Origin of the sequence: Streptomyces sp. NPDC060002, from assembly GCF_042737245.1 — a bacterium.
Classification (GTDB): domain Bacteria; phylum Actinomycetota; class Actinomycetes; order Streptomycetales; family Streptomycetaceae; genus Streptomyces.
This window is the reverse complement of the sequence record NZ_JBHWUW010000106.1, coordinates 1-12945: the sequence shown is the minus strand read 5'-3', so window position 1 is coordinate 12945 and position 12945 is coordinate 1. Positions and strand designations below refer to the sequence as shown.

13 protein-coding genes, 1 pseudogene and 1 CRISPR repeat array are annotated in these 12945 nt (G+C 67.0%); of the genes and pseudogenes, 9 read left to right on the top strand and 5 right to left on the bottom strand.

All coding sequences use genetic code 11. The features are described from left to right. The first annotated feature begins 213 nt into the window (after positions 1-213). The 4 genes from ACFWBD_RS40780 to ACFWBD_RS40765 all read left to right on the top strand — a co-directional run bounded on the left by ACFWBD_RS40780 (position 214) and on the right by ACFWBD_RS40765 (position 3491). Positions 214-882 carry an RNA polymerase sigma factor gene (locus ACFWBD_RS40780; protein ID WP_385679053.1) on the top strand — a complete coding sequence of 223 codons (669 nt, stop codon included), beginning with the start codon at positions 214-216 and terminating at the stop codon, positions 880-882. A gap of 101 nt (positions 883-983) precedes the next feature. Further along, a complete protein-coding gene (locus ACFWBD_RS40775; RefSeq protein ID WP_385679050.1) occupies positions 984-1247 on the top strand; it encodes a hypothetical protein in 264 nt (87 codons plus the stop codon). Positions 1248-1448: 201 nt separating this feature from the next. Then, on the top strand, positions 1449-1802 hold the full coding sequence (locus ACFWBD_RS40770; RefSeq protein ID WP_385679047.1) for a hypothetical protein: 354 nt from the start codon (positions 1449-1451) through the stop codon (positions 1800-1802). 360 nt (positions 1803-2162) lie between these two features. After that, positions 2163-3491 carry a pentapeptide repeat-containing protein gene (locus ACFWBD_RS40765; RefSeq protein WP_385679044.1) on the top strand — a complete coding sequence of 443 codons (1329 nt, stop codon included), beginning with the start codon at positions 2163-2165 and terminating at the stop codon, positions 3489-3491. A 207-nt stretch (positions 3492-3698) separates the two neighbouring features. On the opposite strand, the gene ACFWBD_RS40760 is transcribed toward ACFWBD_RS40765, so the two are convergent. The 3 genes from ACFWBD_RS40760 to ACFWBD_RS40750 are packed head-to-tail and all read right to left on the bottom strand — an operon-like array spanning position 3699 to position 7476. Further along, entirely contained in the window at positions 3699-5375 is a 1677-nt protein-coding gene (locus tag ACFWBD_RS40760; RefSeq protein WP_385679055.1) for an ADP-ribosylglycohydrolase family protein, read from the bottom strand. A 17-nt stretch (positions 5376-5392) separates the two neighbouring features. Further along, complete coding sequence (locus ACFWBD_RS40755) at positions 5393-6079, bottom strand: DarT ssDNA thymidine ADP-ribosyltransferase family protein (protein WP_385679041.1); 687 nt, start codon at positions 6077-6079, stop codon at positions 5393-5395. Beyond that, positions 6076-7476 (bottom strand): 3'-5' exonuclease, encoded by a 1401-nt coding sequence (locus ACFWBD_RS40750; RefSeq protein WP_385679038.1) that lies wholly within the window; start codon positions 7474-7476, stop codon positions 6076-6078. The genes ACFWBD_RS40755 and ACFWBD_RS40750 overlap by 4 nt, the downstream gene beginning before the upstream one ends. 165 nt (positions 7477-7641) lie before the next feature. On the opposite strand from ACFWBD_RS40750, the gene ACFWBD_RS40745 reads away from it, so the two are divergent. Next, complete coding sequence (locus tag ACFWBD_RS40745; protein ID WP_385679035.1) at positions 7642-7914, top strand: hypothetical protein; 273 nt, start codon at positions 7642-7644, stop codon at positions 7912-7914. 29 nt (positions 7915-7943) lie between these two features. Here the strand turns inward: ACFWBD_RS40745 and ACFWBD_RS40740 are convergent, their stop codons facing one another. Both ACFWBD_RS40740 and ACFWBD_RS40735 read right to left on the bottom strand, forming a co-directional pair. Then, on the bottom strand, positions 7944-8216 hold the full coding sequence (locus ACFWBD_RS40740) for a hypothetical protein (protein ID WP_385679032.1): 273 nt from the start codon (positions 8214-8216) through the stop codon (positions 7944-7946). Continuing rightward, positions 8216-8449 (bottom strand): hypothetical protein, encoded by a 234-nt coding sequence (locus ACFWBD_RS40735; RefSeq protein ID WP_385679029.1) that lies wholly within the window; start codon positions 8447-8449, stop codon positions 8216-8218. Before ACFWBD_RS40735 ends, ACFWBD_RS40740 begins: the two co-directional genes overlap by 1 nt. 147 nt (positions 8450-8596) lie before the next feature. Further along, positions 8597-9418: a CRISPR direct-repeat array (repeat unit 29 nt; unit sequence CGAAGCACCCCCGCGTCGGCGGGGAGGAC). Between the two features lie 151 nt (positions 9419-9569). On the opposite strand from ACFWBD_RS40735, the pseudogene ACFWBD_RS40730 reads away from it, so the two are divergent. The 4 genes and pseudogenes from ACFWBD_RS40730 to ACFWBD_RS40715 all read left to right on the top strand — a co-directional run. Then, positions 9570-9656, top strand: a pseudogene (locus ACFWBD_RS40730) (hypothetical protein); the annotation flags it as partial. Positions 9657-9822: 166 nt separating this feature from the next. Further along, positions 9823-10929, top strand: a complete 1107-nt coding sequence (locus ACFWBD_RS40725; RefSeq protein ID WP_385679026.1) for an IS21 family transposase — start codon at positions 9823-9825, stop codon at positions 10927-10929. Then, positions 10926-11741, top strand: coding sequence for an IS21-like element helper ATPase IstB (gene istB, locus ACFWBD_RS40720; protein WP_240804075.1), 816 nt, complete (start codon positions 10926-10928; stop codon positions 11739-11741). Before ACFWBD_RS40725 ends, istB begins: the two co-directional genes overlap by 4 nt. A gap of 726 nt (positions 11742-12467) precedes the next feature. Further along, positions 12468-12785 carry a hypothetical protein gene (locus tag ACFWBD_RS40715; RefSeq protein ID WP_385679023.1) on the top strand — a complete coding sequence of 106 codons (318 nt, stop codon included), beginning with the start codon at positions 12468-12470 and terminating at the stop codon, positions 12783-12785. The last annotated feature ends 160 nt before the right edge of the window (positions 12786-12945 follow it).

Genomic DNA, 12945 nt, shown 5'->3' with positions numbered 1-12945 from the left:
TGAGTTGCCTGCGCGTCACGATCCTCTTCCTACCGGATCCGCATTCCAGACGGATCCGGATCGGCAAGATTGATCACGACGTCACACAGGCCCTAATACCCGAGCTGCGTTTCACACTTCGCGGCCCCCACACGTCGACGTAGATGCCGGGGCCATCGCTCCTCGGCACGCCACGTATCACCGGCGTTCCCGGAAGAGCAGGAGTAGAGAACAGTGACCCAGACGGTTGGAAGTTCGGGCTCGATCCCGGCACCAAGGCAGCGGGCCGACAAGACCGGCAGCCTCCGCCAGCTGTTCACCAGCAAGCGCAAGACCACCCTGACCAGGGAAGAGGCTGAGACGGAGATTCTGAGCCTCTTCAAGTCGCGCCGTCCGTACTGGTACTCCGTGATCGGCCGCAAGCTGCCGGACCACTACGTCGAGGATGTCTTCGGCCAGGTCGGCGTCCGAATAGCAGCCGACTTCAAGAAGTACGACGCGTCCACCGTCGAGGACTTCAACGCCTACATCGCGAAGACCTGCATCCGGTGCGCCATCGACCAGCTGCGCCGCCACCGCACCGAGGCGGAAGCGCTCAAGAACGGCACGACACAGCGCTGCATGGGCCTGCCCGAGACCGCGACCGACCCCGATCTCACCGACCTCATGGCGGCCCAGGAGGGCTACCTTCGCGTCCGCGTCGTCATGGACGACGTCCTCACCGATCGTCAGCACACCATCTACGTGCTGCGCCACGTGATGGAGCTGAATTCCCGCGACATCGGCGAGGCCCTCGACATCAAGGCCCCCCTCGTCCGCAAGGACCTCCAGGCCGCCCAGAAGATCCTCCGATCTGACGAGGTGAGGCAACGTCTGCGCGACGTCCTCGGCGAAGGGCGGTAGCCGGTATCACCTTGTTCGCCGGCGGTCCGGCCCACACCGCCTCAACCCGGATCGGACGAACCGCCGGCGGACATGGGGACATCAGCCCCACCGTGCGCGGCATGGCTGCTACCACACCGCACACGGAGCAGATCGAGACCTGGACCAAGGAACTGAAGGAGTACAGAGTGATCGTGCAAAGCCTCCACTGGATCACCTTCGTGATCGCCCGCATCATCGGACTGCCGGGCAGGCTCATACGCCGGATCGAGAACGCGCGGACCCCCGCGCCGGTCTGGGACGACCCGACCCTCCTTGCGCGGGGTGACGCCGACAACCGTCAAGGGTCGCCCGCACCCCGCGGCCACCAGATAGCTCAGGCGTAACCGGGGCCCACGCCGACAGCGCCCAGCAGGCACCGGTACCCGGCAAAGGAGGACACCCGTAATCGGACGAGGGGCTGAAGCCCCCTCCCACATGCTCTGAATCTTGCGGAAAAACCTGCCGGGACCTGCGACTTCACAGTCGGGGTCCCGGTTTTCGTCTATCCGGGCGTAGGCACACCGCCCGGATACCAGGAGCGCTCCATGGCCGCCCCCACCCCCGTCCCCACCTCGACGATCGAGGTCTTCGAGGCCGACCTCACCGCGGTCCTCGACGCCGCCAAGAACGAACTCGACGTCAAGAAGCGGGAGACGAAGGCCGCGCGCGCCCTCGTACGCCAGGCCACCCGCCGTCGACGCCACCAGCACATCCGCAAGACCGCCGCCTCCGTTGCGGCCACCGCGCCGCGCGCCGTCTTCTACACCCTCGCCCTCGTCGGCATCACGATCGCCTCCGTCGCCCTGGTCCTCCTCGCCATAGGCAGCACCGCCGCCGCGATCACCCTGTTCACCGTCGCCGGAGCCGCCTGGGGCATGGGCGCCGTCGTACGCCGATAACCGCCGCTCGCACGAAACTGAGGGCCGCACCGACACCGGTGCGGCCCTACCTCCGTTCTCCCGCCGCATCGTTTGAGCGGCCGTCCGTCCACCATCGTCACGGACCGTGGACGACGAAGATCACGTCGACCCGGCCGGATTCGCCGACGTCCTCAGGGTCGATCACGCGGTACAGGACGGTGATCCGGTCCCCGGTGTCGGAGGCCGGGTCGGTCATGATGCGCCACAGCTCCGCGCCCCGGATGGGCTCGGCCCTGGAGGCGGGATCGCGTGGGTCAAGGTCGTTGTAATCCGCTCGGCCTCGCCGCGGGTGCAACCGGTGGTGGGGCTGGACTGTCTTGAGGGGATGTGAGAGCACCCTTGTCCCGCCGCCCGGTTGAACGGCGCGGCCTGCGGCTGTGGCCGATCGGCACCGTCCTCGTTCTGACGTTCATCTTGGCGGGCCTGGTGGCGGCCTCGGTCTTCTATACCGGGTGGGACCTGCTCGGCGCCCGGGGACTCAAACCCGAGCGCCGCATCAACTCCGGCACGCTCTTCGACCTGGTGAAGCTGTCCTTCGGCGTGGTCGCCGGCGCCGGCGCCCTGGTTGCCCTGGTGGTGGCTTACCGGCGCCAGCGCGTCGACGAGCACGGCGCGCTGCGCGAGGCCACCCGCCTGCACACCGAACGCTTCACCGCCGCTGTCACCCAGCTCGGCGAGGAATCCGCCGCAGTCCGTCTGGGCGGTGTGCACGCCCTGGCCGGTCTCGCCGATGACGCCCCTACCCCCGGCCTGCGCCAGACCTGCATCGATGTCCTGTGTTCGTACCTCCGCCTGCCCTACATCGCCGAGGCCGACCTGCTGGCAGACGATGCACAGGCTCGACATGCGTACCTGGCGCTGTGGGAGGTGCGGCACACAGTCATCCGCCTCATCCGCGACCACCTCCGCCTGGACCTTGAGCACCCACATTCCTGGCAGGGCCACGACTTCGACCTCACCGCCGTCAGATTCGACGGCGGTGACTTCAGCGGTGCCCGCTTCTCCGGCGGCACCGTCGACTTCAGCGACGCGGAGTTCTCCGGCGACACGGTCGACTTCAGCAAAGCGTGGTTCTCCGGGGGGACGGTCGTCTTCAACAACGCAAAGTTTTCCGGAGAGGCGGTCGACTTCGGCAGGGCGCGGTTCTCCGGCGGGACGGTCTACTTCAGCGACGTGGAGTTCTCGGGCGAAATGGTCCTCTTCGGCAACACGCAGTTCTCGGGCGGAAAGGTCGACTTCAACGGCGTGAAGTTCTCCAGCGGGACGGTCTACTTCGTCGGCGCGAAGTTCTCGGGTGCGACGGTCTACGTCGGCAACGCGGAGTTCTCCGGCGGGACGGTCCACTTCCTTAACGCGGAGTTCTCCAGCGGGCTGGTCCACTTCACCGGCGCGCGGTTCTCCGGCGGAACGGTCGACTTCAACGGTGCGCAGTTCTCCGGGGGAACGGTCGACTTCAGGTTGGCACAGTTCTCCGGCAGTCAGGTGGGCTTCAACGGCGCGCAGTTCTCGCGGGGAACGGTCGACTTTCGCGAGGCGCAGCTCTCCGGCGGAACGGTCGACTTCAGCAGCGCGAACGGTGTGGTGCCGGACGGCCTGGATCCGGGTCACGGAGTGTCTTTGCCATCCGGGCTGAGCCTACCGTCTGCCTGGTATCCGGCAGGAGCGTGACGCGGGTCCCCCAGCCTGCGGCCCCGGGCATCCTCCAGACTCGATCTACACGCGGTGACCCCGGACCTCGACACATCCATGGGACCGCCCCTCCCGCCACGCTGCGCCAGTGAGCGGACAGACAACGGTCCAACTGGCCCGCCTCCAACTCCACCAACAGCGCCTACTCACGACCCATAGCATCACGTGCAGAAGACGGCTGTAGGTTCAGCCGGACCGCTCCTGCTCGCTTTGATAGGCACGGGCTAGGAGTCCGGCGAAGGCGGCAGCTCTCTCCACGCCATATCGACCGCTTCCCATTTGGTGAAGCAGTGCACGGCCCACCTTCTCTGGAGGGAAGCCGTTCCTCGCGAGGCCTTGGACTATTTCCTCAAGAGTCGGGGGCCCGGGCCTATGGGCGCCCTCGCTCAGGGTTCCCCGCGCGGTTCCACGCTCCAGCCTGCCCTGGTCTGTTGTGACAGCTGAAGGTGTTGGAGTATCGAAAAGGAGCTGCTGGTCGGTTGGAGCGACGTCTGCCGTTTGCCGAGTCCGTGGTTGGCGAACGTCTCCTGGGAGCAGGTGTTCATCCAGCAGCCTAAGGTCCGGCCTGGCGCGCACCAGAACGCTCTGGCCAAACGGCAAGGTGCCCCATACATAGGTGGCTTGGTTGCCCGGTGTTGGAATTCCTACGGGCGTGAGGGTTCCTAGGCCGGCCAAAGCCGGTCCGTGGGATGTGTGGCCTACGAGGTCGAGTGTGGCCTTGGGGGGGCTCCAGCGCAGAAGGTCTGGGTAGGCGAAGGTGGCGGCTTCACGTCCCTGGGAGATATCCCACATGCGGCGTGCTTCGGAGTCGATGGCGTCGACGTCTTGAACGGCACCGGGTGGAGGAGCTGCTGTTACAGCGCCGAGGAGAGCGCCAGTCATCGTGGCAATGGTGTCTGTGTCTGAGCCGAGGGTGTTAGCGGCAAGGAGCAGCGCAGCTTCTGGGGAGCTGGCATAGGCGTGTGCGAGCACCGCGGCAAGCACAGCAGTGACTGTCCCTGATCCGCGCGTGGCACCGTCGAAACCGCCCAGCCGCCCAACCAGGTCCTTGTAAGTCTCCGGCGTAAGGGGCGCTGCGGAGTCGACGGCTTCGAAGGCTGTGCGGCATTCGTCCGCGACGGCGAGGGCGGCTGACCGGAAATCGGTGCCAGCGGCTTCGGTCCAGGTGGGTAGCCAGAGGTACGCGAGTTCGTCGTCTTTTGCAATAACGTCCGGTACCTGCTCGAGCCAGTCGACGGCGGGGCGCCATTGTTTGGGTCCCGGGACTTCGTTGGTGTCCAGGGTGTGGGCCAGCAGGATGGCGTGCAGGACAGCGCCGAGGATGCCTCGGGGGTGGCCGTGGGTGCTGACTGCGTTGCGTACGACGTCGCGGGTGATGTGGTCCCAGTTGGTGAGGTCCCGTGCGGACCAGACGTGGGGCTGGATACGCATGGCTGCGCCGTTGCCGCCGATGTCGACGTAGCGGGCGGCTTTGGTGGCGAAGATGTTCTGCGACCACTTGGCCTCGACCCGCATCAAGCCGGTGGCTGCTGCTTTGGTGCCGCGGCCGGCCCCGAGGGCGTAGGCCTGCCAGGCGACGACTTCGATTTTCGCGAATGCCTCGGCGTCGAATTCTCCGTCTCCGCGGATGGCGCGGGAGGTGGCGAGACGGAGCTGGGTGTCATCGGAGTATGCGCCCGCTGGCAGGGGCATGTCGCGTCCGTAGCGTCCTCCGATGCGCCTCTTCCAGGGGACGGTGGTGGTGACTTCATCATGTCCGATGCGGCGTCGCACGCCTGCAGTGTCGGTCAGTTCGGTGATGAAGCCGAGTGCGTCTCCGTACGCCGCCCACTGGGCTGAGGCGCGTACTGCCTCCCATTGCATGGCGCTCACCGTAGTCCTTACCTGCCGAACGTGATCGGGTCGACGGAGATGTCGACCTCATCATGTCCGCTGACGCTGACAATGGCCTCAGCTTTCGCTGCGTCCTCGTCGGTGAGGACGTAGATGTGCTGCAGGTGCTGGGTGGAGACGGCATGCGGGTAGAGCACTTCGGCCTGGGGATTCGTCGGAAGTTGAGGCGCTCGGTCGTGGCGCAGCATTGTCTTGCTGAAGCCCTTGGGGACTCTGTCGGCGAAGAGCGCTTCGGCTCCGGGTAGGCCCTCCACGGGGGTGATGCCGTCGTATCCCATGTTGCCCGGGGCGAACAGGACGCCGGGGTGCGTCATGATCACTGGGTCGAAGCTGAGGACTGCCCAGAACAGGTCCTCGTTCGCCCACCAGTCTTCACTGCTGATCCGCAGAAAGCGGTGGTTGGGTTCGCTGATGCTGAGGTTCACATAAGACCAGTACTGCGGAGCTTCTCTGCGGATCTTGCTGTTTTGGTGGTAGATGCTTTCCAGGTACTGGTCTTCGGACAGCAGTGCCCGGGCCCTGCAGAGCCGCTGCACGAGGATGCCGAGCAGGCCACGGTTGGTGGTGAAGTGCACCAATTCGGTGATCTTACGTTCCTGGATGAGCGCGTGGATGCCCTCAGGATGTCCTTCACCGCCGCCCGGTATGACCGGGATCGGTTCTGCCGCGGTCATACGGTCTTCACCTCGTAGGTGTCCGGGTCCATGCAGGCAATGAGGTCGCTGGCCTCGGTGGGCTTGTAGGTGATGGTCAGCGTCTTACGGGCACGTCCGGCAGACATGGCCAGCAGGCGCAGATGCGCGTCTCGTTCGCTGTCGCCGGGCTCAGCAGCGTGCGGCATGACTTCGCTGTTGAGCCCGACGATGATCACATGGTCAAATTCCAGACCCTTAGCGGAGTGCATGGTCGACAGCGCCACGTTCACCGGGCCGGTGGGCCATTCCCCGTTTCGCGTGAGCTCGACCCAGGCAAAGCCGGCGGCGGTCAGGCGGGTCTCGACGTAACTGAACCAGCCGCCGCCCTTTGCATGCAGGATGGCAATGGACTCGTCGTTGTCCGGGCCGAGGTCATTGAGGAACTGCACAACATGGTCCATCTGCTGGGTGAAGGTGCCCTGGACCAGCAGAGGCTTGTCGCCGTCCCCCTCACACGAGGACAGATCCGGGATCGCAGCGTCGTCTGTGGTCTCCACGTCGCGCAGCAGCGGGGCCGCGAAAGCAGCGATCTGCCGTGTGTTGCGGAAGTTCTTCGACAGCAACTTGCTGTTGTGCGACCCCACGCTCAGGCCGACTTCGGCCCAGGTGAATCGCTGGGGGTAGATGCGCTGAGCGGCATCGAGGACGAAGGTGAGCGTGTGCTCGTCGGTGACATGATTGAGGACGGCACGGACCTGGTTGGCGGAGAAGTCCTGGGCCTCGTCGACGACGATCACGTGGTACGGGTCGTCGGCGCGCTTGGCGGCCATGGCGTTCGCCAGATCGGCCCAGTCCCAGGCCTGCTGCTCCTTCTTCCATTCCTGGAACGGAACGATCACCTCGTCCAGCAGCCGACGGCGCATCGAGGTCGGCATGCGCGGGGAACGGCCACGGCCCTGACGCTCACACTCGACATACTCGGCCAAGCAGTCCGGCATGAAGCGGCCCAGGACGTAGTCCACTTCGGAGCGCACGAAGTCGTTGGACAGCGGCAAGGGCGCAGCCAAGTCGTTCAGCCTTCCGTTGCGCTCGGGCTCCCGGAGGATCCGCTCGTAGGGCACGCGGTCGGTGGCCCACTTGGCGAAGGTGGAGATCGTCAGCTCAACGTCGTTTCCTTTGATCTGTTCCTGGGTGAGTTCCTCGATGTAACCGCGCAAAGTCTTGTTGTAAGTGAGGACCAGGACCCGGACGGGGCCGTCGATAAAGCCGTCGCGACGGCGCCGCTGCCAGAAGCCGACGGTGAACTTCAGCCGGTACAGGGCCGTGGTGGTCTTGCCGCTGCCGGCGGCGCCCCGCACGACGAAGACCCCCGGCTTGTGGTTGTTGATCACCGTGAGCTGCTCGCTCGTCGGCTGTGTCGGTCTGAGAACCTTCACGCGCGGCCCCTCCCCAAGACTCGCTCCCCCGTACCTGATGCCATGTTAGGAGTGCTAGCACCCGGACGAGTTGAAGATCGGACAGGCAGTCTGTCGCACTCTTTCCTGTTAGCGACACATCAGTCACCCATTCGGGTGACGAGTGCTGAATGAGACTCCCCTGCGGTGGCCATGCCGAACCTGCCCGTGGAGATCCCGGAGAAGCCGCTGATGTCGGAGTACGCCTTTGGGGTGGCGGTGTACACCCTGGGGAAGCAACGGCCCCTGTACGCAGTCGTTATGCCCTGCCGCAGCCTGGTCACGTCCTCACCCGCCTTGGCGCGCCTGCACGTCTTCGCACGGAGCTCCGAGGAAGCTCGGGAGCTTGCCGCGGTGATGCCTGGGGGGCGGGTCACCGACCTCGATCTGCCCGAACACGAGCAGCTGACCATGTACTGAGGACGGTCCAGGTCGTCTCGAAGAGATGCCTACACCTCGATGTACGCGACGACCACGACGGTGCGCAGTGCGGTGACGAAGTACAGGATGCGCACGGCCTCGAGTTCGTCGGTGTACTGGCGCAGCCGGGGGCCGGCCGTGTCGCCGGGGATCGCATCACCGATGTCGGGGTCGACGGAGAGGACGACCAGGGCGCGGTCCAAGGCGTGGAGTTCGGCCTCGCTGGTGATGGTCTCCAGCTGCTTGGCGGCTGCGTCGGAGAAGGCAATGCGGGCGCGGCGGGGGCCGTGCGGCAGCGCCATCAGACGACGGCCTGCCGCTGGCCGGTGAGGCGGGCGAGGTGGGCCTCGCGCAGTTCCTCCCACGGCGTGCAGGTCTCCACCGCGGGCAGCCCGTTGGCGGCGATGTCCTCCAGAACGGCGGCGAACCGGTCAGCGTCGGCACGCGTCTTGGCCGCATAGGCGCGCACTGCCTCGGCGGCCGCGGGCTCAAGCTGCTGCCGGGCGGTCTCGGCATAGTTCGGCTGTTCGTTCACCAGGGCCTCCACAGGCATGGAAGGTCGTCTGCACCACGGTATCGCCGGGTGCCCCGGCGGGGACCGCTCCAAAGGAACGATTTCGCAAGACTCCCCGACCGCCTCGTCTGGAGGCCCCATCACTGGAAGCCCCCGGCGCGTTGATGGCGAAGCACACCCGCATCAGCGGGAAGAACACCGACTGAAGCCGCCGCTCCAACTCCTCGATCGAAGCACCCCCGCGTCGGCGGGGAGGACGACTACGCCGCTGCCTGGGCGTCGGTCCCGCTCGAAGCACCCCCGCGTCGGCGGGGAGGACGAATCGTCATGCCGGGACCGTACGCGGCGGGTCGAAGCACCCCCGCGTCGGCGGGGAGGACAACGACCCATCCGCCCGCCTCACCCAGCTCCGCGAAGCACCCCCGCGTCGGCGGGGAGGACTCCCGGGACGCGATGAGCCCGGACATGATCGACGAAGCACCCCCGCGTCGGCGGGGAGGACGACTTCCGCGGCCTGGCCCACGGCGCCGCTGGCGAAGCACCCCCGCGTCGGCGGGGAGGACGCGACGAAAAGCGTTCCGACCGCCATCGAACCCGAAGCACCCCCGCGTCGGCGGGGAGGACGTGCTGATCGTCCTGCCGTGGATGCTGTCCTACGAAGCACCCCCGCGTCGGCGGGGAGGACATCGAGCCGCCGACGATGAACGGGCCCGGGTCCGAAGCACCCCCGCGTCGGCGGGGAGGACGCGCTGGTTGGCGGCGGTGGCCGCGGCGATGGCGAAGCACCCCCGCGTCGGCGGGGAGGACTGCTCCCCGGGGTGGGTCAGATTGCGGACCGGCGAAGCACCCCCGCGTCGGCGGGGAGGACCTGCTCTCGGTCATGCCGGTGTCTCGCGCGAACGAAGCACCCCCGCGTCGGCGGGGAGGACGTCGTACAGGCCCCCCAGGTCCTTGCCGAACGCGAAGCACCCCCGCGTCTGATGGGGATATTTGGATTTCCCCACTTGTCGCTCTGGGGTGGGGCAAACCTGCTCTCTTGATCTCCCCATCGATTGTGTGATCCTCCCGGCGTGTCGAACTGGTGTCGGCGTGTCGTGGAGAGCCTGCGTGAGCTAGGAGTTCGGCCTGTTCGGGGGCCTGAATGCTCACTCGGGAGGAAGACGTGGACGCTCATGCTCTGCGTCGTCAGGGATGGACGATCTCGGCGATCGCACGGCATCTGGGCCGTGATCGCAAGACGATCCGTGCCTATCTGAACGGCGAGCGAACCCCTGGCGAGCGGCGCGAGGGCCCGGATGCGTTCGTGCCGTTCCTGCCCTACTGCCGCCAACGTCTCGCCGACGATCCGCATTTGTGGGCCTCTACCCTGTTCGACGAGGTGACCGAACTCGGCTATGGAGGGCGCGTACTCGACCTTCACCCGGGCCCTGCGCCGCTACCAAGTTCGCCCGCATTGCGAGCCCTGCCACGCCTCCACCGGCAGGAACGTCGCGGTGATCGCGCATCCGCCCGGCGAGGAGATCCAGTTCGACTGGCTGGAGCTGCCGAGCCCGCCAGAGGGGTGGGGAGTGGGTGAGCACGCCCATCTGCTGGTTGGCGCGCTCGCTCATTCGGGCCGGTGGCGGGCGGTTCTTTCGGAGTCCGAGGACTTCCCTCACTTGGTCCAGGCCCTCGATGAGGTCATGCGCAAGCTCGGCGGGACGGCCCGCCGGTGGCGCTTTGACCGGATGGCGACGGTCTGTTACCCCTCCAGCGGGCAGGTGACCTCCTCGTCCGCCGCCGTCGCCAAGTACTACGGAGCCGGCGTGGATATCTGTCCGCCCCGTCGCGGCAACCGCAAGGGAGTGGTGGAGAAGGCCAACCACTCGGCCGCTCAACGCTGGTGGCGGACGGTCCCGGACGGGCTGACCGTCGTCCAGGCCCAGTCCGGCGTCGACAAGTTGGCCGTCCGGATGGACGAGCGGCGGCGCCGCATCGACGGAGTGGCCACCACGGTCGGTGAGCTCGCCGCGGCCGAGCCGATGCTCGACATCCCAGTGCGACCGTTCCCGGCTGAGCTGGAAGTCGAGCGGACGGTCAGCCCGCAGGGCCTGATCCAGTTCGACGGGAACTTCCACTCCGTCCCTCCCGGCCTGCCCGGAGTCCAGGTCAGGGTCCTCATCCGCCTGGGCGACGACGTCCTGCGGATCGCAACCGCGGGCCGGGCGGTCATCGCCCAGCACCGCCGGGCCCCTCGGGGATCCGGGCAGACCGTCCGGGACAACGGCCATGTCATTGCGCTGGAGCGAGCCGTGCTGGCGTCGTTTTCCGACCGGGCTCCATGCAAGACCAAGGTCCGAAGGCCGCCATCGGCGGCCGCTCTCGCGGAGGCCGAGCGTCTGCGCGGGCTTCCGGCGGCCGGGGATCCGGCCGAACGGGTCGTGATCGACCTGTCCCACTATGCCGCCGTGGCCGACCGGCTGCGGACAGCTCCCTCACCGAAGGAGGAGAACGAGGAGTGAGTACGCCATCGTCGCCGATGCAGATGAGCGAAGCACGCCGCTTCCAGCAGCTGCGAGGCCACCTGTCCTACCTCAAGCTCAACGATGCCGCCGAGGCCCTCAACCGGGTCCTGGACCAGGCCCGAAGCGAACGGATGTCGCTGACCGCGGCCCTGGAACGGCTGCTGGAGATCGAGGTCGAGGCCACCGAGGCCCGCCGGCTGGCGGCCCGGCTCCGGTTCGCCTGCCTGCCCGAACCCTGGACCCTCAACGACTTCGACTTCGCCGCCCAGCCCGGCGTCGACGAGAAGCTCATCCGGGACCTGGCAACCCTCCGCTTCCTCGACGACGCCTCCAACGTCCTGTTCGTGGGGCCGCCCGGAGTCGGCAAAACCATGTTGTCCGTCGCGCTCGGCCGGGCCGCGGTCGAAGCGGGGCACCGCGTCTACTTCACCACCGCCGCCGAACTCTCGGCCCGCTGCCACAAGGCCGCTCTCGAAGGCCGGTGGAAGTCCTGCATGAACTTCTTCGCCGGCCCGAAGCTGCTGGTCATCGACGAACTGGGCTACCTCCCCCTGCCCGAGGACGGCGCGTCCGCGCTATTCCAGGTGATCAACCAGAGGTATCTCAAATCGTCCACGATTTTGACTACAAATGTCGGTATCGCGGACTGGGCAGGCGCCTTCGGTGACGCCACCGTCGCCGCAGCCATGCTCGACCGGCTCCTGCACCGGGCCGCCGTCGCCGGCATCGACGGCCCCTCCTACCGACTGCGAGGCCACCGGACCCAGGCCGAAACCCTCCGAGCCGGGGTGAACGCCCGTGTCTCCTGACAGCTCCAGCTCCAACACCACCGAGGTTCCATCCGAGATGGCCCGTCTCTGCCCGCACTGCGAGACCGTCTTCACCGTCGCCGACCGCACCAGCCGCCAGGTGTTCTGCTCTCCCACCTGCCGCGAACAGAACCGCCGCCGCATTCCAGTCCAGCGGACCTGCCCGCAGTGCAGGAACGAGTTCACCACCGACATCAGCCCCCGCCGGATCTTCTGTTCCCCGGAGTGCCGGACCACGGCCCGCGCCAGCGAAAACGCGATGGAGAGCCGGACCTGCCCGGTCTGCGACGGCACCTTCGACTCGCCCAAAACCATCCGGAAGGTCTACTGTTCCCCGACCTGCCGCAGGGATGCCGAACGCTACCGTGACCAGGCCCGCGAGCAGGACCGAGCCCGCCGCCTCGGCGAAACGCCTCACCCGGCCGCGGCCTCGCCTCCCGTGATGCCCGGCCTGCCGGCGACACCCAAATCCGCGACACGAGCCGCCTACCGCCCGGCCCCGGAACGGGACCCGCTGGAGCCCACGGCAACCCGCAACTGCCCCCACTGCCAGCAGCCAGTCACCATCGTCGCTCTCCTCGCAACGCCGGAAGTCGCCCGGCCCTCCATGCCGACCGGGCTTCCCGATGTCGTCCCACTCCGCAGGGCTCCGTGACAGCATCATCAACTGGTCGGCAGCCTGGAAATCCAGCTGCCGACCACAGGCCCTGATGGCAGAGTCCGCCCATGGTCTTCCTACGTTGCGAAGCGGTCCGATGGGTCGATGACGAACCCCAGCCCGGCCTGATCGAGGTCCGCTTCACAGACGCCCATCACCAGCAGTGGGCCTTCATCGACAAGTGGCCCGTCTTCGCCGGAGGCGACGACTTGTCCCCTGACTCCCGCTACCCCGCCGAGGTCAGCATCCTCTGCGACATCCTGACGACCGGCAACACCACGGACACCTCGGACACGGTCAAGATCTCCGTCACTCCTTGGGGACTCGAATCGCTCGAAGGGCACGTTGAGTTCGAGGTGCGGGCTGATCAATTGACTACCAGCTGAGGTTCACGATCACTGGGCCCCGCCGACCTGACGGTCGGCGGGGCCCACGCATGCTCTCGGGCTCCCTAAGACTTGTCCCGTAAATGATCTTTGACGTGTTCGGGATGAGGCTGGCTGCCGTCGGAGCCTGCCGACTATCCGGCGAGGTTGAGGTTGTGCA